This is a genomic window from Litorivita sp. NS0012-18, from assembly GCF_040371945.1.
Classification (GTDB): domain Bacteria; phylum Pseudomonadota; class Alphaproteobacteria; order Rhodobacterales; family Rhodobacteraceae; genus Litorivita.
The window spans coordinates 667,864-685,860 of the sequence record NZ_BAABWS010000001.1 but is presented as its reverse complement, the minus strand read 5'-3'; the positions used below and the strand labels follow the sequence as shown (position 1 = coordinate 685,860).

The following is a 17,997-nucleotide window of genomic DNA, read 5'->3' as shown; positions in this document are numbered from 1 at the left end:
TCCCTCGTTCCGCAACTGAATGCCCAAGGCTTCGTGCCTTGGGCTTTTTTCTGACCCGCGCCACTTTGCGCTTGCGATGCGGGGGCGGGGATTTACGGTGAAGCCATGAGCCAGACCTATAGCGACGACTATCTCAAATCCATCCTGACCCGCGTCAAACGGATCGCCGTTGTGGGCGTGTCGATGAACCCTGTGCGCCCCTCCTATTACGTGGCGCGCTATCTGTCGCTCAAAGGGTTCACGGTCCTTCCCGTCAATCCCGGACATGCGGGGAAAATGCTGTTTGGTCAGACGGTTGTGAGCAGTCTTTCAGACATCGAAGGCGGGGTGGATATGGTCGATATCTTCCGCCGCCCCGAACATGTGCCGCCCATTGTCGAAGAGGCTTTGGCGCGGTTTGCAGACCTCAAGGCCATCTGGATGCAAATCGGCGTGGTCCATGAGGGGGCCGCCGAAATGGCGCGCGCGCGCGGCGTCGATGTAGTGATGGATCGTTGCCCCAAGATCGAATATCAGCGGCTCTTCGGAGAATTGCGCATGGGCGGGTTCAACACCGGCGTGATCTCGTCCAAGCTCTAGCCTAGCGCGCGGCCTTTTCGGCAAGGCCCGATTGGCTTTGGCGGCGAGCCAGCTCGTCCATCACATCGGCCAAGGCCACATCGCGCGATTTGAGCATGACCAGCAGGTGGAACAGCACATCCGCCGCCTCCGACGTCAGTTTTGCGCGGTCGTTTTTCACCGCTTCGATGATCGCCTCGACGGCCTCCTCGCCAAATTTTTCGGCGCATTTTTCGGGGCCTTTGGCGAGCAGCTTCGCGGTCCAGCTTTCTGCGGCAGAGGCCGAGGCGCGTGCTTCAATAACGGCTTCCAAGTCTTTCAAAGTAAATGACATTGCTTGATCCTCAGGCCTCGATCCGCATCGGGATGCCGGCGGCGGCCATATGGGCTTTGGCCTCGCCGATGGTGAATTCACCAAAATGGAAAATCGAGGCGGCCAGAACGGCGGATGCGCCGCCCTTGGTGACGCCTTCGACCAGATGGTCCAGCGTGCCAACCCCGCCCGAGGCGATCACCGGAATATCGACGGCATCGGAAATCGCGCGGGTGAGCGGCAAGTTGAAGCCCGATTTCGTCCCGTCACGGTCCATGGAGGTGAGCAAAATCTCGCCCGCGCCCTTGGCGGCGACGGTGCGGGCAAATTCCACCGCGTCGATGCCCGTGGGTTTGCGCCCGCCATGGGTGAAAATCTCCCAACGGCCCTCTTCGACGGTCTTGGCGTCGATGGCGCAGACAATGCATTGGCTGCCGAATTGATCAGCCGAGGCGGCAATCACATCGGGATCGGCCACGGCGGCGGAATTGAACGACACCTTATCGGCCCCCGCCAGCAAAAGCGCGCGCACATCGGCAGGGGTGCGCACCCCGCCGCCCACGGTCAGCGGGATATAGCATTGCTCGGCAGTGCGGGAGACCACATCGAACATGGTGCCGCGGTTTTCATGGGTGGCGTGAATGTCCAAAAAGCATAATTCATCCGCCCCCGCCGCATCATAGGCGCGCGCCGCATCCACCGGATCACCCGCATCGCGCAGCCCCACGAAATTCACGCCTTTGACCACACGGCCATCGGCCACATCAAGGCAGGGGATGATACGGGTTTTCAACATGGGGCTTTATCGCTTGTGTTGGAGGCCATGAAAAGGGGGATCAGGTTTTCAGCGCGCCGAGCGCCTCTTTGAGATCCAATGCCCCGTCATAAAGCGCGCGGCCCGAGATGGCGCCGTTGAGCGATGCGCCGCAGTCGCGCAGGGCGATGAGATCGGCCAAGGACGACACGCCGCCCGAGGCAATCACGGGGATCGACACGGCGCGGGCCAGATCGGCGGTGGCCTCGACATTGGGGCCTTTCATCGCGCCGTCGCGCATGATGTCTGTATAGATGATCGCCGCCACGCCCGCGTCTTCAAAGGATTTGGCCAGATCGGTGACCATGACATCGGTCTCTTCGGCCCAGCCCTTGGTCGCCACGCGCCCGTTGCGTGCGTCGATGCCCACGGCGACATGCCCTGGAAAAGCACGGGCGGCCTCGCGCACCAGATCGGGGTTTTCCACGGCAATCGTGCCGAGGATCACGCGCTGCAACCCTTTGTCGAGCCAGCGTTCGATGGTCGCCATATCGCGGATGCCGCCGCCCAGTTGCGCGGGCACTTTGCACTGTTTGAGGATGTCCTCGACCGGCGCGGCATTGACCGGCTCGCCCGCAAAGGCGCCGTTGAGGTCGACCAGATGCAGCCATTCGCAACCCGCCTTGACGAATTCCATCGCCTGCGCGGCGGGGTTTTCGTTGAACACCGTTTCTTGGTCCATATCGCCATGGACAAGACGCACGGCATTGCCGTCTTTGAGGTCGATTGCGGGGTAGAGGATCATGTTAAGGGCCTTTCGCATCTTGCTGCGCTGCTTTTGCACGACATCGGGGCAAATGCAAATAGCAAGCCATGGAACCTTTTCGCGCGCATGGCGTTAACTTTTTGTCCGCGCCGCTATGTTGCCCATGGCGGCCTCCAGACGCTCATTCAATTTAACAAAGGATTGATGCGATGGAACGCTCACTCATTCACCCTATTCTCGAACATCCGGCGACGGCTGTATTTGCACGAATTCTTGCCACCTTTATGTATTGGTATGCCGGGATCGGATTTTTGCTTAATTTTTCCGGCGCGATCCAGACGATGGAGGCGCAGGGCTTCACGCAATCGCCCGCTTTGATCGCTGCATTGACCTTGACGGTGCAACTTGTCGGATCTGCTATTGTGATCTCGGGGCGCCATGTGTGGTTCGGGGTTGGCATTTTATCGGTCTTTACCCTTGCCACCATTCCCTTGGTGCATGATTTTTGGAACATGACCGGCGCCGCCGCGATACAGGCACAGTTGGAAACCGAAGAGCATATGACCGTGATCGGCGGGTTGCTGGCGGTGGCGATCTTGTCGCATGTGCTGCGCATGCGCGCCCGCCTAGCCCCTGCGCAGTAGCATTGCCTTCACGTTATACTTGCCTCGACGCATCTTTCACCGTCAGGATATAAGTCAGCATGAGGGAGGATATCATGAAGAAATTTGCACTTGGTCTGGCGCTGAGCCTTTTTGCAGGGGCGGCGATGGCCGATCCGGTCGAAGGCATCTGGAAAACCGAAACCGATGACGGGGCCTATGCCCATGTGAAAATCGCCCCCTGCGGTGCGGCGCTTTGCGGCCATATCGCGCGCACCTTCAATGCGGGCGGCGAGTATAAATCGGCCAATATCGGCAAGAAACTGGTTTGGGATATGCAGGCCAAAGGCGGCGGGTCCTATGCGGGCGGAAAAATCTGGCAGCCGTCGTCGAACAAGGTCTATAAGTCCAAAATGTCGATGAGCGGCAATGCGCTGAACGTCTCCGGCTGCGTCGGTCCGATCTGCAAGAAACAGGTTTGGACGCGGGTCAAATAAGCCGCCTTCGGCGCAGGATTGTTTGACAGCTTACGAGCAAGGACAGGGCGCGCGATGCGCCCTGTTTTTCTTTGTACTCAGGGCGTCCAGCCGAGGAAATTGGCGATCAAGCGCAGGCCGGTCTTTTGGCTTTTCTCGGGGTGGAATTGCATGCCCACCATATTGTCACGCCCGATCATGGCGGTGATGTCGCCCGCGTAATCCACATGGGCGAGCCGTTCGGCGCTCTCCTGCACATGCATATGATAAGAATGGACAAAATAGGCGTGATCGCCGGTTTTGATGCCGTCGAAAATCGGGTGAGGGTGGTCGATGACCAGATCGTTCCAGCCCATATGCGGCACTTTGAGCGACGCGTCGCTTGGCGTGATTTTCTCGACCGTGCCGTGGATCCAATCGAAACCTGCGGTTTCGCGGTATTCCAGCCCGCGGGTCGCCATCATTTGCATGCCGATACAGATGCCAAGGAAGGGTTTGCCGCCCTTGATCACCGCCTCTTCAATGGCTTCGAACAGGCCCGAATGGTCGAACAATTGATCGCGGCAGGCCGGAAAGGCCCCGTCGCCAGGCAAGACAATACGGTCTGCGGCGCGCACGGCGTCGGGGTCGGAGGTGACGATCACATCGCCATGCCCGCCCTCGCGCGCCATACGTTCAAACGCCTTTTGCGCCGAGTGCAGGTTGCCGCTCTCGTAATCCACAATGGCTGTGGTGGTCATGGGGTGTCTCCGGTCTGCGGCTCAGAGCGCGCCTTTGGTCGAGGGAATGGCGTCCGCCTTGCGCGGATCGGTTTCCAGCGCATCGCGCAGCGCCCGCGCCACGGCTTTGAAGGCGGCTTCGGCGATGTGATGGCTGTTGATCCCGTGCAATTGGTCGATGTGCAAGGTGATGCCGCCATGGGTCGAGAAGGCTTGGAAAAACTCGCGCACCAATTCGGTGTCGAATGTGCCGATTTTGGCGGTGGGCATCTCGACGTTCCAGATCAGGAAGGGCCGCGCCGAAAGGTCCAAAGCGGCGCGCAGCAAGGCGTCATCCATCGGCAAAAGGCAGGCGCCATAGCGCACAATGCCCTTTTTGTCGCCAAGCGCCTTGGTCAAGGCCTGCCCCAAGGCGATGCCGGTGTCTTCGACGGTGTGGTGGTCGTCGATATGGGTGTCGCCCTTGGCGCGAATGGTCATATCCATCAACGAATGACGCGCCAGTTGGTCGAGCATATGGTCAAAGAACCCGACGCCGGTCTGGTTGTCGTAGAGGCCGGTGCCGTCCAGATTGATCTCGACGGTGATATCGGTCTCGGCGGTGGTCCGCGTGATTTTTGCCTGACGCATGAAAGCCTCCTGACGGCGGGTGTTCGGCGCTCTTATAGGCAGGGTGCGGGCGCGGGCCAAGGGGCAGGGGCGCGGCGGCGGCCAAATGGCGCGGGGACGTTGCGCAAATACACTTGGCGGGCCAGAGCGGGCGGCGCGCGCGAAGTGGCGGATGCAGCGGCGGGTTTGTCGCCGCTATTCGGCAGGCTGGAAGCCGGTGATCAATTGCCTCAGCCCCAAGGCCGCCCCCGCAAAGATCGCCGCAAAGGTGATCGGCGCGGAAAAGGCCAGAACCGAAAAGGCCGAAAGCCCTTGGCCCACGGTGCAGCCCATGGCGAGCACCGCGCCCACGCCCATCAAGGTCGCGCCGATCACTTGGCGGCGCAATTCGCGCGGATCGTCGCAAGCCTCCCAGCGAAAATGCCCCTTGATCAGCGATCCGATGAAGGCACCAAGCGCCACGCCGACCACCGATCCCACGGCAAAGGAGGGCGCGCGGGCGCTGCCGGTCATGACATAGAGCAAGGTTTCGCCGACAGGGGCGGAGAAGCTATGCGAGACCACGGGCAGATCGGTGAAACCGGTGGTGGCGATGTGATAGCTGCCCGCCCAACCCGATGTGATGGCGAGGGCGACAACGAGCGACCAGAATATCCCCTTGGCATCGCGCAAGAACCCGCGATCCGCCAAGGCCGCGGCGCAAATCGCCAGCCCGATGAGCAGCCCGATGGTGGCAGGCGCCAGCCCCGTGGCGCCGGACAGCAGATGTGCAAAGCTGGGCGGCATGTCGGTGGTGACATCGGTTTGGGCAAAGAGCTTGGCGCGGATTACGGCGAGCGGGCCCATCAAGGTCCAATAGGCCGACACGCCGATCACCAGAACGATGACAAAGGCGCGCATATCGCCCCCGCCCAGCCGCGCGATACAGCCGTAGCCGCAATTGCCCGCCAGCGCCATGCCATAGCCGAACATCAACCCACCCAAGGCGGCGGCCACAGGCATGAAGCGGATCGACAGATAATAGGAATAGCTCGGCTCGAACAGACCAAGGGCTTGCAGCGCAAAGCTGCCGCTGATGCCCCCGCCGATGGCGAGAATATACATCCGCATGCGCCGGTCCGAGCCGCCATAAAGCAGGTCTTCGATTGCACCCATGGTGCAAAACCGGCCCAGCCGCGCCGCCAGCCCCAAAAGCAGCCCGCCAAACAGGCCGATCATGGTGACGATAAGCGCATCGCTCACGGGTCCCAGCATGGCAGATCCTCCCCAGTCAATGCCTTGCGGTTATGAGCGTGATGCGCGGCGGCGCTCAGTCGCCGCCGGTCTCGCAAAATAGCTCATATACCAATTCCAGTATGCGTTTGGGGCGGTCATCCGCCAAGCGGTAATAGATCGCCTTGCCCTCGCGGCGCGGGATCACCAGACCTTCGAGGCGCAAACGCGACAATTGCTGGCTGACGGCGGCTTGGCGCGCCGAGAGCAGGTCTTCAAGTTCGGTGACCGATTTCTCGCCGGTGACCAGATGGCACAGGATCATCAACCGGCCTTCATGGCTGACCGCTTTTAGGAAATTCGAGGCTGCGGTCGCGCTGTCCACGATGCGGTCCATTTCCGCTTCGGTGATGCTGTCGTCAATGACCGGAAGTCCCATGTCGATCGTCCTCGTGTTGTCGCGGTCTTGCCCTCGGGCGCCGCTGTTTTGTCTTTCGCGCCATGGGCGCTTAGGGCGCAGTGCGGGGTGTTGCACGCGCCGCCTTGATTAACCATTTGCGCTCTCTTGCGCGATTTTTACCCTTTTATGCAAGGGTCTTGGGCGCGATTGGTAAATCTTGCAGGCGACCGCGCCGCCTTTGCCTGCGTTTTGACCGCCCCGTGATCAGCCCGCAAAATCCGTCCTCTCGCGCAGCAGTTTTTCAAGCAGCGCCCAAAAGAAATCCTCTCCCGGATAGCCCTCGATGCGGCCTATTTCCTCGCCGTTCTCGATCAAGACGAAGGTTGGCGTAAAGACCACGCCGCGCGCGAACCGCAGGTCCGGCGGCGGGGCGTCGGAGATATCGACATGGCGTAGGGGTGCAAAGATCCCCGCTTCGGTCTTGGGGTAGATGGGGCCGATTTTCTCTTCCCATTCAATGCAATAGGGGCATCCAGGGCGGTCGACCATAACCAGCTCTGCCGCGGTTGCTTGCGCTGCGGGCCAAAGCAGCGCGGCCACAAGCCCCACGCGCGCCGCACTGCGGAGCAGGCGCGCGGCAGGGCGCGGCAGCGAGGCGGTGGCATGGGCGGTCAGGGCGGCATCCTCTTGCAGGCAATCGTTTTGATTGACGGTCGCTTGTTAAACAACATAATCTGAATATGTGAATTATTCAAGCAGGAGGTCGGCGTGCTCGAAATCACCTATGCGGGCGCCGCTTTGGCCGGAGTGCTGTCGTTCTTTACGCCCTGCATCTTGCCCATGGTGCCGTTTTATTTGTGCTATATGGCCGGCACGTCGATGGCCCAATTGCGCAGCGAAGGCGGCGTGTCGGGGCGCACGCAGCTGCGGTTGATCCTCTCGTCGGTCTTCTTTGCCTTTGGCGTGACCACGATTTTCGTGCTGCTCGGCCTTGGGGCGACAGCCTTGGGGCAGGCCTTTGCGCAATGGAAACAGCCGCTCAGCTATGTCGCGGCGGGGGTCTTGTTTCTCTTCGGGCTGCATTTTCTGGGCGTGCTCAAGATCGGCCTGTTCTACCGCGAGGCGCGATTGCAGAGTAAGGCCGAGCCGACCACGGTTCTGGGGGCCTATGTGATGGGGCTGGCCTTTGGCTTTGGCTGGACCCCCTGCGTCGGGCCGGCGCTGGCGTCGATTCTCATGGTGGCCTCGGGGATGGGCGATTTGTGGCGCGGCGGGATGCTATTGCTGGTTTACGGCTTGGCGATGACGGCGCCTTTTGTGGTGGCGGCGGTCTTTGCCAAACCCTTCCTCAACTGGCTGGCGCGCAACCGGCACTATATGGCCTATGTCGAAAAGGCGATGGGGGTGATGCTCATCCTCTTTGCTGTGCTGATCGCCACCAATAGCGTGAATTACATTGCGCAAAAGATGATCGAATGGTTCCCTGTGTTCGGCACCCTCGGGTAGGGCCTGCGCATCGGGACAGTCTGTGGAGGACATGAGATGAAGCGGATTATGATGACCTGCGCGGCGTTGCTCTTGTCGGCGCTGCCGGTGTTCGCGGCCAATGTCGGCGACGACGGGCTGCACAAGGCCGAATGGATGCGCGATACGTTCAAGGACCTGCGCGAGGATTTGGCCGAGGCCAATGCCGAGGGCAAGCGTCTGGCGCTGATCATCGAGCAGCGCGGATGTATCTATTGCCAGAAAATGCACGAAGAGGTTTTCCCGATCCCTGCGATCGACGCCTATATCAAGGACAACTATTTTTTCATTCAGATCAATATGTTCGGCGACATAGAGGTGATCGATTTCGATGGTGAGACGCTGCCCGAAAAAGAGATGGTGCGCAAATGGGGGCTGATGTTCACGCCGACGATGATGTTCTTTGGCCTTGAGGCTGACGAGGCCGCTGCGCCGCAGGTCGCCGTCGCGCAGGTGCCGGGCGCCTTTGGCAAGCACACGACGTTGAATTTGCTCACTTGGGTGAAGGAAAGGGGCTATGAAAGCGATGAGCCGTTCCAAAAATACCATGCGCGCAAACTGGCTGAAACCGGTTCGCAATAGGCGAGCGACCGCTTTGCGGCAGGGCAATTTTAGCTTTCAGTTAACGCTTTGGGCCGGTTGGGCCGGAGGCTGCTCCGTGAACGCATAAGTAAATTCAGAATTGTGAATTTGTTCTTGTCACGGAGATAGGTTGTGGACTACGGTATGCGAAGCTATCCAAGCCGAGAAACGATAGCCATGGGAGGAAACATGAAGCTTTCTACACTTACACTGGCGGCAACGCTGATTGCAGCAGGGGCGGCGCAGGCCAATCCGGTTGCACCTGCGGATGTCAAATTCACGGATGGTGCCGTGGCCGAATCGCTGACCGGCGCGGCGGGTGATCCGGCGCAGGGCGCGGAGATCATGAAGTCCAAAAAGCTGGGCAATTGCGTGGCTTGCCACGAGGCATCGGCGCTCAGCGACGCGCCCTTTCCGGGCGATGTCGGACCGATGCTCGATGGCGTTGGCAGCCGCTATGACGAAGCGCAGCTGCGCGGGATTTTGACCAATGCCAAGATGACCTTCGAAGGCACAGTTATGCCAGCCTATTACAAGGTCGACGGATTCAACCGTCCAGGCGACGGCTATACCGGCAAGGCCGCCACAGGTCCGCTCGATCCGCTGCTCAGCGCGGCGCAGATCGAGGACGTAATTGCATTCTTGATGACGCTCAAGGACGAGTGATCAAGAACCGAACCTTAAGGAGATGAACATGGAATTCTCACGACGCGAAACTCTGGCCATCGGGCTGGGTGCGGCTGCGCTGACGGTTCTGCCTCTGCGCGTGATGGCGGCGGCGGATGAGGCGATTGCCGCCTTCACCGGCGGCGCCGATGTGGCCGAAGGCGGTGTCACTTTGACCGCGCCCGAAATCGCAGAGAACGGCAACACGGTTCCGGTTTCGGTTTCGGCCGAAGGCGCGACATCGATCATGCTGCTGGCGGCGGGCAACCCGACACCGGGCGTGGCCACCTTTAACTTCGGCCCCCTCGCGGGCAGCCGCTCGGCCAGCACACGCATCCGCCTTGCAGGCACGCAAGACGTTGTTGCGATTGCGAAAATGGAAGACGGCAGCTTTGCCCGTGCAAGCGCGACCGTGAAAGTCACCATCGGCGGCTGCGGCGGCTAATTCAGGAGAGATAAGACAATGGCATCTGGTGTAAAACCCCGCGTCAAAGCCCCCAAAACGGCGGCGGCTGGCGAAACTGTCACCATCAAGACCCTGATCAGCCACAAGATGGAATCGGGTCAACGCAAGAACAAGGATGGCTCGCCCATTCCGCGTTCGATCATCAACCGCTTCACCTGTGAGTTCAACGGCCAGTCCGTGATCGACGTCAAAATGGAACCCGCGATCTCGACCAACCCTTATTTCGAGTTCGAAGCCGTCGTGCCCGAAGCGGGGGAATTCAAGTTCACGTGGTATGACGATGACGGGTCGGTCTACGAGGACGCGAAATCGGTCGCAATCGCGTAAGGCGTTGGACTTTAGGGAGGAATGATATGACGAAGCTGACAAGCACAAAGGCCCTTTTGGCGCTCGCCCTGACCGGCGGCGCTCTTGTGGGCGGCGCGGCTTTTGCCGACGAGGATGCGGAATTGGTCATCAATGGCGAGATTGAAATCGTCACCAAAGCGCCGCTTCCGGCGCATATGGAAGATGCCAATATGGATGCGATCTATTCCGGTTGGCGCTTTCGTGCGAGCGAAACCCAGCAGACCCAGATGGATGATTTCGACAATCCGGGCATGATCTTTGTGGATCAGGGCATGGATCAGTGGAACGCTGTCGAGGGATCTGAGGGAAAATCTTGCGCCTCGTGCCATGACGACGTTGAAACCTCGATGAAAGGCGTGCGCGCTGTCTATCCCAAGTGGAATGACGGGGCCGAGGAAGTGCGCACTTTGGCGATGCAGATCAACGATTGCCGCACCAGCCGCATGGGCGCCGAGCCTTACGGCTACACCTCCGGCAAGATGGCCAATATGGAAGCCGTGATTTCGCTTCAATCGCGCGGCATGCCGGTGAATGTGGCGATTGACGGTCCGGCCGAGGCCGCATGGGCGCAGGGCAAGGAGATGTATTACACCCGCACGGGGCAACTCGATATGTCTTGCGCGTCCTGCCACGAGGAAAACTATGGCAATATGATCCGTGCCGATCACCTCAGCCAAGGCCAGATCAACGGCTTTCCGGTCTACCGTTTGAAGAACGCCAAATTGAACACCGCTCACGCGCGGTTCAAGGGCTGTGTGCGTGATACCCGCGCCGAAACCTTCGCGCCTGGTAGCCCCGAATTTATCGCGCTGGAGCTTTATGTCGCCTCGCGCGGCAACGGGCTGTCGGTCGAAGCGCCTTCGGTGCGTAACTGATCAAGACTTTGCGTGGGGGCGCCGGATGCGCGCCCCTGCGCCACAAGCTCGCGCGGGTCGCGCGGACGACGGGACATATGACAATCGGGGCAGGGCCTCACATATCTGGCCGCGTCGGCCAAGGCTGCACGCGATACTCGCGGGCGGTTCAGGACATTTTTAACCTTTCGGAGCCGGTAGACATGATCTCACGCCGCGATTTTCTTCAGGTCGGTATGGCCGCATCCGCGCTGGTGGGCGCATCGGGGTTTGGCAATTGGGGCCGTTTGGCGGCGCAGCAAGCCCTGACCCAAGACCAGCTTTTGGAGTTCGAGACCTTTGGCAATGTCAGCCTGATCCATGTCACCGACATCCATGCGCAGCTCAAACCGATCTATTTCCGCGAGCCGCAGATCAACCTCGGCGTCGGCGCCGCCAAGGGACAGATGCCCCATGTCACCGGCGCGGATTTCCGCCGTGCTTACGGGATCGCGGATGGGTCGCCCTCGCATTATGCGCTGACCTACAATGATTTTACCGCGCTGGCGGGCACCTATGGCCGCGTCGGCGGTCTGGACCGCGTCGCCACCGTGGTCAACCAGATCCGCGCCGCGCGCCCTGATGCTTTGTTGCTCGATGGCGGCGATACATGGCACGGGTCCTACACCTGCTATCACACCGAAGGCCAAGATATGGTCAATGTGATGAACGCGCTCAAACCCGATGCGATGACCTTCCATTGGGAATTCACGCTCGGCTCCGACCGCGTGAACGAGATTGTCGAAGGTTTGCCTTTTGCCGCTTTGGGACAGAATATTTTCGATGCGGAATGGGACGAGCCTGCGGAACTCTTCAAACCCTACAAGATGTTCGAACGCGGCGGCGTGAAGATCGCCGTGATCGGGCAGGCCTTCCCCTATATGCCCATCGCCAACCCCGGTTGGATGTTCCCCGAATACAGCTTTGGCATCCGCGACGAGCATATGCAAAGCGTGGTGGACGAGGTGCGCGCCGCAGGGGCCGAACTGGTGGTCTGCCTGTCGCATAACGGCTTTGACGTGGACAAGAAAATGGCCGGTGTCGTCACGGGCATCGACGTGATCTTGTCGGGCCATACCCATGACGCGCTGCCCGAACCTGTGCTGGTGGGCGAGACGATCATCATTGCCTCCGGCTCGAACGGCAAATTCGTCAGCCGCGTCGATCTGGATGTGCGTGATGGCCGCATGATGGGCTTCAAACATAAATTGATCCCGATTTTCTCGGATGTGATCGAGCCGGATAAAGAGGTCGCCGCGCTCATTGACGTGCAGCGCGCGCCCTATGCGGATCAGCTGTCCGAAGTGATCGGCCAGACCGACAGCCTGTTGTATCGCCGTGGCAATTTCAACGGCTCTTGGGATGATCTGATATGCGATGCGCTCTTGTCCGAACGCGAGGCCGATATCGCCATGTCGCCCGGTGTGCGTTGGGGGCCGTCGATCCTGCCGGGGCAGGACATCACCCGCGAGGACATCTGGAACGTCACCTCGATGTCCTATGGCAAGGCCTACCGGACCGAGATGACCGGCGAATTCATCCATGTGATCCTCGAAGACGTGGCCGACAACCTCTTTAACACCGACCCCTATTACCAGCAGGGCGGCGATATGGTGCGGATCGGCGGCATGGGCTACCGCATTGATGTGTCGAAAAAACAGGGCGAGCGGATTTCCGAAATGACCCTGCTCAAGAGCGGCGAATTGATTGATCCGGCCAAGACCTACCAAGTCGCCGGTTGGGCCAGCGTCAATGAGGGCACAGAAGGTCCGCAAATTTGGGATGTGGTGGAAAGCCATATCCGTAAACAGGGCAGGGTCACCGTCGCCCCGAACAATAGCGTCACGGTGGTGGGGGCCTAAGCGCCCCCGCTTCGGCGGCATATTTTTTTACCCATTGAATTCACGTAGATGAATTTGATGTTTTGAAAGGAGCAAGAGACAGATGACAGTCAGCTTCAAAGGCAAATCCCCCTCGCGGCGCGCCTTCCTCAAGGGCGCGGCCACGGCGGCGGGGGCGCTTGCCACGGCGGGCGCGGCGCGTGCGGCGGGCGATCCGCTCATTACCGAAGTGCAACCTTGGGCCAGCGGCTTTGGCGACGGGGTGGACGAGACGCCCTACGGCCTTCCGATCAAATTCGAAACCGATGTGGTGCGGCGCAATGTCGAATGGCTGACGGCCGATACGATCTCTTCGATCAACTTCACGCCGATCCATGCGCTCGACGGGACGATCACGCCGCAAGGCTGCGCTTTCGAGCGGCACCATTCGGGCGCGATTGAATTGGCAAAAGAAGATTATCGCTTGATGATCAACGGCTTGGTCGATCAGGAATTGATTTTCACCTATGCCGATCTGGAGCGGTTTCCGCGCGTCAATCAGGTGAATTTCCTCGAATGCGCTGCCAATACCGGCATGGAATGGGCGGGGGCGCAATTGAACGGCGCGCAATTCACCCACGGTATGATCCACAATATGGAATATACTGGCGTCAGTCTTCGCACGATCTTGGAAGAGGCGGGCCTTGGTAAGGCGGGCGATCTCAAGGGTAAATGGATCTACGTGGAAGGGGCCGATGCCTCTTCGAACGGGCGGTCGATCCCGATGGAAAAGGCGCTTGATGACTGTATTTTGGCCTTCAAGGCCAATGGCGAGGCCCTGCGCAAGGAACACGGCTATCCTGTGCGCCTCGTTGTGCCCGGTTGGGAAGGCAATATGTGGGTCAAATGGATCCGCCGTATCGAGGTCACCGATGCGCCTGTCGAGAGCCGCGAGGAGACGTCGAAATATACCGACACTCTGGCCGATGGCACATCGCGCAAATGGACTTGGGTGATGGATGCGAAATCGGTCATCACCTCGCCCAGCCCGCAATCGCCAATCACCCACGGCAAAGGGCCTTTGGTGATCACCGGCCTTGCATGGTCGGGCAATGGCGCGATCAAACGCGTCGATGTGTCGATCGACGGCGGCAAGACATGGCAAACCGCACGTCTGGCCGCAAAGGGGCAGAAAATGGCGCTCTCGCGGTTCTATCTCGATGTCGATTGGGACGGCTCGGAGATGCTGTTGCAAAGCCGTGCGATGGACGAGACCGGCTATGTCCAGCCGACCAAAGCCCAGCTGCGCGAGGTGCGCGGTTTGAACTCGATCTATCATAACAACTGCATCCAGACCTGGTGGGTCAAGGAGAGCGGGGAGGCAGAAAATGTCGAAGTATCTTAAGTCTCTAGCCGCCGCAGCTTTGGGCGTTGCGGCGACGGTTTCGGCGGCGCAGGCCGGTCCCTTGGGCCTTGGCCGTGCGGCGACGCCCGAAGAGGTCGCGGCATGGAACATCGACGTGCGCCCCGACGGGGTGGGGCTTCCGGTCGGGTCGGGCAATGTCGAAGACGGCGAGGTTCTTTTCGCCGACAATTGCGCGTCCTGCCACGGCGATTTCGCTGAAGGGCGCGACAACTGGCCCAAGCTGGCAGGCGGTGTAGATACGCTTGACCATGAGGATCCGCTCAAAACGGTTGGCTCGTATTGGCCTTATTTGTCAACGACTTGGGATTATGTGAACCGCTCTATGCCCTTTGGCAATGCGCAAAGCCTGAGCGCCGATGAGGTCTATGCGATCGTCGCTTACATCCTTTATTCCAACGATATGGTCGAGGATGATTTCGTCCTGTCGAACGAGACGTTTCTGGACGTCGAGATGCGCAATGCGGACGGGTTTATCGTCGATGACCGCCCGCAGACCGAATATGCCAAATGGACCGGCGCGCCTTGCATGGAAAATTGCAAGACTGAGGTGAAAATCACCATGGAAGCCACGGTTCTGGATGTGACGCCGGAGGAGGAGGAGGGCGCCGCGCCCGTGGCGGAACCCGCCAAATCCGAACCGGCCACCCCCGCACCCGTGCAGGAGGCGGCGCTTGATCCGGAATTGGTGGCGGACGGCGAGAAAGTGTTCAAGAAATGCAAAGCCTGCCACCAAGTGGGCGAGGGGGCGCAAAACAAGACCGGCCCGATCCTCAATGATATCGCGGGGCAGACCATCGGTTCGGTTGAGGGTTATAAATATTCCAAGACGTTCAAAGGGCTCGCCGCCGAAGGGGCGGTTTGGGATGATGCCGCCTTGGCGGCGTTTCTTGCCAAGCCCAAGGCCTTTGCTCCCAAAACAAAAATGTCCTTTGCGGGTTTGAAGAAAGAGAGCGATATCGCGGCGATGATCGCCTATCTCAAGTCGCTGTCGCAATAACATCGAGGAAGGCAGGCCCGATTTCGGGGGCGGCAAGCAGGGGGCGCTTTGGCACCCCCTGTTTTGTTTGCGCTTTATGACGGGCGCGGCGGTGATCTTAACCCTTCATCAACCAAGACCTGAAATTCAGGGCAAAACCTCGCGCCTAAGGCAGAGAAATTCCCTGCTGCCCTTGCAGCCCCTTTGGCGCGCGACTAAGACTCCATTAGCATCTGATGCGTAATGATGCCCGGACAGCAGAAGGCAGGCGGATATGAAAGACCCAATCGATACCTATATGAACACCCTTGTTCCCATGGTCGTTGAACAAACGAGCCGTGGCGAGCGGGCCTATGATATTTTCTCGCGGCTTTTGAAGGAGCGGATTATTTTCCTCTCCGGTCCGGTGCATGACGGCATGAGCTCGCTCATCGTGGCGCAGCTTTTGCACCTTGAGGCGGAAAATCCGTCCAAAGAGATTTCGATGTATATCAACTCGCCGGGCGGTGTTGTGACCTCGGGTCTGTCGATCTACGACACGATGCAATATATCAAACCCAAAGTATCGACCCTCGTGATCGGTCAAGCCGCCTCGATGGGCTCGCTCCTGCTGACCGCAGGGGAGAAAGGCATGCGCTTCTCGCTGCCCAACTCCCGCGTCATGGTGCACCAGCCCTCGGGCGGCTACCAAGGTCAGGCGACCGATATCATGATCCACGCGCAAGAGACCCAAAAGCTCAAGACGCGCCTCAACGAGATTTATGTCAAACACACCGGCCAGACCCTCAAAAAGGTCGAAGCGGCGCTGGAGCGTGACAACTTCATGTCGCCCGAAGAGGCCAAAGATTGGGGCTTGATCGACGAGATCGTCGAAAGCCGCGCCAAGGGCGACGACGCGGAATAAATTATCACGGCTGCGTGCCCATGCGGGCGCGCCGCCATTTTCAGATTGTAGAGCCTCTTTGGCTGTCTTAAGCTACCCTTCAACGCGGGGCTTCGGGCGACCAGAACGGTCAACACGATGCAGATACGGGGCCTGAAAGGGACGACATGGCGAATACATCCAACGGCGACAGCAAGAATACCCTCTACTGCAGCTTTTGCGGCAAAAGCCAGCATGAGGTGCGCAAGCTGATTGCTGGCCCGACGGTGTTCATCTGTGATGAATGCGTCGAGCTTTGCATGGATATTATCCGCGAAGAGACGAAATCCTCGGGCCTCAAATCCTCCGAAGGCGTGCCTTCACCGCAAGAGATTTGTGATGTGCTTGATGATTATGTGATCGGGCAGCGGATGGCCAAACGCGTGCTCTCGGTCGCGGTGCACAACCATTACAAGCGGCTCAACCATTCGGCCAAAGGGTCGGATATCGAGCTGGCGAAATCGAACATCATGCTCATCGGCCCGACCGGTTGCGGCAAAACGCTTTTGGCGCAGACCTTGGCGCGCATTCTGGATGTGCCCTTTACCATGGCCGATGCGACCACTTTGACCGAGGCCGGTTATGTGGGCGAGGATGTGGAAAACATCATCCTTAAATTGCTGCAAGCCTCCGAATACAATGTCGAGCGCGCGCAGCGCGGCATCGTCTATATCGACGAGGTCGACAAGATCACGCGCAAATCCGAAAACCCGTCGATCACCCGCGATGTGTCGGGCGAGGGCGTGCAGCAGGCTTTGCTCAAGCTGATGGAAGGCACGGTTGCCTCGGTGCCGCCGCAGGGCGGGCGCAAACATCCGCAGCAAGAGTTCTTGCAAGTGGACACCACCAACATCCTGTTCATCTGCGGCGGGGCCTTTGCGGGTCTTGATAAAATCATCGCGCAGCGCGGCAAAGGCTCGGCCATGGGCTTTGGCGCTGATGTGCGCGACAATGATGCGCGCGGCGTGGGCGAGATTTTCACCGATCTGGAGCCTGAAGACCTGCTCAAATTCGGTTTGATCCCCGAATTTGTTGGCCGTTTGCCGGTGATTGCAACGCTCGAAGACCTTGATGAAGACGCGCTGATCACCATTCTGACCAAGCCCAAGAACGCGCTGGTCAAGCAATACCAGCGTTTGTTCGAGCTTGAGGATGCCAAGCTGAGCTTTACCGATGATGCGCTTTCGGCCATCGCCAAACGCGCGATCGAACGCAAGACCGGCGCACGCGGCCTTCGCTCGATCCTCGAAGACATCTTGCTCAACACCATGTTCGAATTGCCGTCGATGGAAAATGTCGAAGAGGTTCTGGTCAACGAGGAAGCGGTCAATTCCGATGCCGCGCCTTTGATGATCTTTGCCGAGAGCAAGGAAAAAGGCGCGACCGCAGGATAAGCGATACGCCCGTTTTGATAGAAAATGCCCGCTTTTTTGGCGGGCATTTTTCGTTTGGTAACGGCTCTTGTGATGTTGTGCAGATCGGGCGCATTGCGCAGATTGCGCCGCGCAGCGCTGCGGTGTATCGCAGCAGCAAAAGGCGCAATGAAGGATCACGTCAAATGAAACGCATTTTTACCGGTGGTGAGTTCGAAGCGAAAATCGGTTATTGCCGCGCCGTTGTCGCGGGCGGTTTTGTGCATGTGGCCGGCACGGTCGGCCAAGGCGACAGCGTCGAGGCGCAATGCCGCGCCGCGCTTGAGACCATCGGCAAGGCTTTGGCCGAGGCGGGCAGCGGGTTCGACCGTGTGGTGCGGGTGACCTACTACTTGCCCGACCGCAGCGAATTCGAACCCTGCTGGCCAGTTCTGCACGAGGTATTCGGCGATGCGCCGCCCGCCGCGACCATGGTCGAATGCGGATTGATCGACGATAAATACCGCATCGAGATCGAAGTAACGGCTTTGGCAGGGGAATAACCGCCCAAGCGGGCGGCGACGGCGCGGCGGCACTGGACCTCGGTGCGGTT

23 protein-coding genes are annotated in these 17,997 nt (G+C 59.5%); 15 read left to right on the top strand and 8 right to left on the bottom strand.

Annotated elements, in window-relative coordinates; all coding sequences use genetic code 11:
* The first annotated feature begins 105 nt into the window (after positions 1 to 105).
* Positions 106 to 579: a CoA-binding protein gene (locus ABWV64_RS03250; protein ID WP_353342849.1), complete on the top strand. Its 474-nt coding sequence runs from the start codon at positions 106 to 108 to the stop codon at positions 577 to 579.
* 1 nt (position 580) lies between these two features.
* On the opposite strand, the gene ABWV64_RS03245 is transcribed toward ABWV64_RS03250, so the two are convergent.
* Genes ABWV64_RS03245 through hisA form a run of 3 tightly spaced genes read right to left on the bottom strand, consistent with a single transcriptional unit; the run spans position 581 to position 2,430 of the window.
* The gene (locus ABWV64_RS03245; protein WP_353342848.1) at positions 581 to 892 is read right to left on the bottom strand and encodes a phosphoribosyl-ATP diphosphatase; all 312 of its coding nucleotides are present in this window, start codon (positions 890 to 892) and stop codon (positions 581 to 583) included.
* A 10-nt stretch (positions 893 to 902) separates the two neighbouring features.
* Positions 903 to 1,667, bottom strand: coding sequence for an imidazole glycerol phosphate synthase subunit HisF (hisF, locus tag ABWV64_RS03240; RefSeq protein ID WP_353342847.1), 765 nt, complete (start codon positions 1,665 to 1,667; stop codon positions 903 to 905).
* A gap of 40 nt (positions 1,668 to 1,707) precedes the next feature.
* Positions 1,708 to 2,430, bottom strand: a complete 723-nt coding sequence (hisA, locus tag ABWV64_RS03235; protein ID WP_353342846.1) for a 1-(5-phosphoribosyl)-5-[(5-phosphoribosylamino)methylideneamino]imidazole-4-carboxamide isomerase — start codon at positions 2,428 to 2,430, stop codon at positions 1,708 to 1,710.
* Positions 2,431 to 2,600: 170 nt separating this feature from the next.
* On the opposite strand from hisA, the gene ABWV64_RS03230 reads away from it, so the two are divergent.
* Together ABWV64_RS03230 and ABWV64_RS03225 are read left to right on the top strand one after the other, a co-directional pair.
* Entirely contained in the window at positions 2,601 to 3,035 is a 435-nt protein-coding gene (locus tag ABWV64_RS03230; protein WP_353342845.1) for a DoxX family protein, read from the top strand.
* Positions 3,036 to 3,109: 74 nt separating this feature from the next.
* Entirely contained in the window at positions 3,110 to 3,490 is a 381-nt protein-coding gene (locus ABWV64_RS03225) for a DUF2147 domain-containing protein (RefSeq protein WP_353342844.1), read from the top strand.
* Positions 3,491 to 3,567: 77 nt separating this feature from the next.
* Here ABWV64_RS03225 and hisH read toward each other — a convergent pair whose 3' ends face one another.
* From hisH to ABWV64_RS03200, 5 genes are all read right to left on the bottom strand, one after another.
* The gene (gene hisH / locus ABWV64_RS03220) at positions 3,568 to 4,209 is read right to left on the bottom strand and encodes an imidazole glycerol phosphate synthase subunit HisH (RefSeq protein ID WP_353342843.1); all 642 of its coding nucleotides are present in this window, start codon (positions 4,207 to 4,209) and stop codon (positions 3,568 to 3,570) included.
* Between the two features lie 21 nt (positions 4,210 to 4,230).
* A complete protein-coding gene (hisB, locus tag ABWV64_RS03215) occupies positions 4,231 to 4,818 on the bottom strand; it encodes an imidazoleglycerol-phosphate dehydratase HisB (protein ID WP_353342842.1) in 588 nt (195 codons plus the stop codon).
* Positions 4,819 to 4,992: 174 nt separating this feature from the next.
* Positions 4,993 to 6,051, bottom strand: a complete 1,059-nt coding sequence (locus ABWV64_RS03210) for a YeeE/YedE family protein (protein ID WP_353342841.1) — start codon at positions 6,049 to 6,051, stop codon at positions 4,993 to 4,995.
* Positions 6,052 to 6,106: 55 nt separating this feature from the next.
* Positions 6,107 to 6,448, bottom strand: coding sequence for an ArsR/SmtB family transcription factor (locus tag ABWV64_RS03205; protein ID WP_353342840.1), 342 nt, complete (start codon positions 6,446 to 6,448; stop codon positions 6,107 to 6,109).
* 225 nt (positions 6,449 to 6,673) lie between these two features.
* Positions 6,674 to 6,958, bottom strand: coding sequence for a thioredoxin fold domain-containing protein (locus ABWV64_RS03200; RefSeq protein WP_353342839.1), 285 nt, complete (start codon positions 6,956 to 6,958; stop codon positions 6,674 to 6,676).
* Positions 6,959 to 7,177: 219 nt separating this feature from the next.
* Here ABWV64_RS03200 and ABWV64_RS03195 point away from each other — a divergent pair, with 219 nt between their 5' ends.
* From ABWV64_RS03195 to ABWV64_RS03140, 12 genes are all read left to right on the top strand, one after another.
* On the top strand, positions 7,178 to 7,915 hold the full coding sequence (locus tag ABWV64_RS03195; protein ID WP_353342838.1) for a cytochrome c biogenesis CcdA family protein: 738 nt from the start codon (positions 7,178 to 7,180) through the stop codon (positions 7,913 to 7,915).
* A gap of 36 nt (positions 7,916 to 7,951) precedes the next feature.
* The gene (locus ABWV64_RS03190; protein ID WP_353342837.1) at positions 7,952 to 8,515 is read left to right on the top strand and encodes a thioredoxin family protein; all 564 of its coding nucleotides are present in this window, start codon (positions 7,952 to 7,954) and stop codon (positions 8,513 to 8,515) included.
* Between the two features lie 189 nt (positions 8,516 to 8,704).
* Positions 8,705 to 9,181 (top strand): sulfur oxidation c-type cytochrome SoxX, encoded by a 477-nt coding sequence (soxX, locus tag ABWV64_RS03185; RefSeq protein WP_353342836.1) that lies wholly within the window; start codon positions 8,705 to 8,707, stop codon positions 9,179 to 9,181.
* A gap of 28 nt (positions 9,182 to 9,209) precedes the next feature.
* A complete protein-coding gene (soxY, locus tag ABWV64_RS03180) occupies positions 9,210 to 9,626 on the top strand; it encodes a thiosulfate oxidation carrier protein SoxY (RefSeq protein ID WP_353342835.1) in 417 nt (138 codons plus the stop codon).
* An 18-nt stretch (positions 9,627 to 9,644) separates the two neighbouring features.
* A complete protein-coding gene (gene soxZ, locus ABWV64_RS03175) occupies positions 9,645 to 9,974 on the top strand; it encodes a thiosulfate oxidation carrier complex protein SoxZ (protein WP_353342834.1) in 330 nt (109 codons plus the stop codon).
* Between the two features lie 26 nt (positions 9,975 to 10,000).
* Positions 10,001 to 10,870 carry a sulfur oxidation c-type cytochrome SoxA gene (gene soxA, locus ABWV64_RS03170; RefSeq protein ID WP_353342832.1) on the top strand — a complete coding sequence of 290 codons (870 nt, stop codon included), beginning with the start codon at positions 10,001 to 10,003 and terminating at the stop codon, positions 10,868 to 10,870.
* 182 nt (positions 10,871 to 11,052) lie between these two features.
* Positions 11,053 to 12,750, top strand: a complete 1,698-nt coding sequence (soxB, locus tag ABWV64_RS03165; protein ID WP_353342831.1) for a thiosulfohydrolase SoxB — start codon at positions 11,053 to 11,055, stop codon at positions 12,748 to 12,750.
* Between the two features lie 82 nt (positions 12,751 to 12,832).
* Complete coding sequence (soxC, locus tag ABWV64_RS03160) at positions 12,833 to 14,113, top strand: sulfite dehydrogenase (protein WP_353342830.1); 1,281 nt, start codon at positions 12,833 to 12,835, stop codon at positions 14,111 to 14,113.
* Positions 14,097 to 15,131 carry a c-type cytochrome gene (locus ABWV64_RS03155; protein ID WP_353342829.1) on the top strand — a complete coding sequence of 345 codons (1,035 nt, stop codon included), beginning with the start codon at positions 14,097 to 14,099 and terminating at the stop codon, positions 15,129 to 15,131. Before soxC ends, ABWV64_RS03155 begins: the two co-directional genes overlap by 17 nt.
* 253 nt (positions 15,132 to 15,384) lie before the next feature.
* A complete protein-coding gene (locus tag ABWV64_RS03150) occupies positions 15,385 to 16,014 on the top strand; it encodes an ATP-dependent Clp protease proteolytic subunit (protein ID WP_353342827.1) in 630 nt (209 codons plus the stop codon).
* Between the two features lie 146 nt (positions 16,015 to 16,160).
* On the top strand, positions 16,161 to 17,426 hold the full coding sequence (clpX, locus tag ABWV64_RS03145) for an ATP-dependent Clp protease ATP-binding subunit ClpX (protein WP_353342826.1): 1,266 nt from the start codon (positions 16,161 to 16,163) through the stop codon (positions 17,424 to 17,426).
* Positions 17,427 to 17,590: 164 nt separating this feature from the next.
* Positions 17,591 to 17,947, top strand: a complete 357-nt coding sequence (locus tag ABWV64_RS03140) for a RidA family protein (RefSeq protein ID WP_353342825.1) — start codon at positions 17,591 to 17,593, stop codon at positions 17,945 to 17,947.
* Positions 17,948 to 17,997 lie beyond the last annotated feature (50 nt).

What these genes read in the sequence shown, in the direction of transcription:
- ABWV64_RS03245 (WP_353342848.1), bottom strand. Translation starts at nt 892, where the DNA reads ATGTCATTTACTTTGAAAGACTTGGAAGCCGTTATTGAAGCACGCGCC.
- ABWV64_RS03250 (WP_353342849.1), top strand. Translation starts at nt 106, where the DNA reads ATGAGCCAGACCTATAGCGACGACTATCTCAAATCCATCCTGACCCGC.
- ABWV64_RS03205 (WP_353342840.1), bottom strand. Translation starts at nt 6,448, where the DNA reads ATGGGACTTCCGGTCATTGACGACAGCATCACCGAAGCGGAAATGGAC.
- ABWV64_RS03210 (WP_353342841.1), bottom strand. Translation starts at nt 6,051, where the DNA reads ATGCTGGGACCCGTGAGCGATGCGCTTATCGTCACCATGATCGGCCTG.
- ABWV64_RS03190 (WP_353342837.1), top strand. Translation starts at nt 7,952, where the DNA reads ATGAAGCGGATTATGATGACCTGCGCGGCGTTGCTCTTGTCGGCGCTG.
- soxC (WP_353342830.1), top strand. Translation starts at nt 12,833, where the DNA reads ATGACAGTCAGCTTCAAAGGCAAATCCCCCTCGCGGCGCGCCTTCCTC.
- ABWV64_RS03155 (WP_353342829.1), top strand. Translation starts at nt 14,097, where the DNA reads ATGTCGAAGTATCTTAAGTCTCTAGCCGCCGCAGCTTTGGGCGTTGCG.
- soxZ (WP_353342834.1), top strand. Translation starts at nt 9,645, where the DNA reads ATGGCATCTGGTGTAAAACCCCGCGTCAAAGCCCCCAAAACGGCGGCG.
- soxB (WP_353342831.1), top strand. Translation starts at nt 11,053, where the DNA reads ATGATCTCACGCCGCGATTTTCTTCAGGTCGGTATGGCCGCATCCGCG.
- ABWV64_RS03150 (WP_353342827.1), top strand. Translation starts at nt 15,385, where the DNA reads ATGAAAGACCCAATCGATACCTATATGAACACCCTTGTTCCCATGGTC.
- hisA (WP_353342846.1), bottom strand. Translation starts at nt 2,430, where the DNA reads ATGATCCTCTACCCCGCAATCGACCTCAAAGACGGCAATGCCGTGCGT.
- ABWV64_RS03140 (WP_353342825.1), top strand. Translation starts at nt 17,591, where the DNA reads ATGAAACGCATTTTTACCGGTGGTGAGTTCGAAGCGAAAATCGGTTAT.
- ABWV64_RS03200 (WP_353342839.1), bottom strand. Translation starts at nt 6,958, where the DNA reads ATGGTCGACCGCCCTGGATGCCCCTATTGCATTGAATGGGAAGAGAAA.
- hisF (WP_353342847.1), bottom strand. Translation starts at nt 1,667, where the DNA reads ATGTTGAAAACCCGTATCATCCCCTGCCTTGATGTGGCCGATGGCCGT.
- ABWV64_RS03230 (WP_353342845.1), top strand. Translation starts at nt 2,601, where the DNA reads ATGGAACGCTCACTCATTCACCCTATTCTCGAACATCCGGCGACGGCT.
- ABWV64_RS03225 (WP_353342844.1), top strand. Translation starts at nt 3,110, where the DNA reads ATGAAGAAATTTGCACTTGGTCTGGCGCTGAGCCTTTTTGCAGGGGCG.
- soxY (WP_353342835.1), top strand. Translation starts at nt 9,210, where the DNA reads ATGGAATTCTCACGACGCGAAACTCTGGCCATCGGGCTGGGTGCGGCT.
- hisH (WP_353342843.1), bottom strand. Translation starts at nt 4,209, where the DNA reads ATGACCACCACAGCCATTGTGGATTACGAGAGCGGCAACCTGCACTCG.
- soxX (WP_353342836.1), top strand. Translation starts at nt 8,705, where the DNA reads ATGAAGCTTTCTACACTTACACTGGCGGCAACGCTGATTGCAGCAGGG.
- hisB (WP_353342842.1), bottom strand. Translation starts at nt 4,818, where the DNA reads ATGCGTCAGGCAAAAATCACGCGGACCACCGCCGAGACCGATATCACC.
- clpX (WP_353342826.1), top strand. Translation starts at nt 16,161, where the DNA reads ATGGCGAATACATCCAACGGCGACAGCAAGAATACCCTCTACTGCAGC.
- soxA (WP_353342832.1), top strand. Translation starts at nt 10,001, where the DNA reads ATGACGAAGCTGACAAGCACAAAGGCCCTTTTGGCGCTCGCCCTGACC.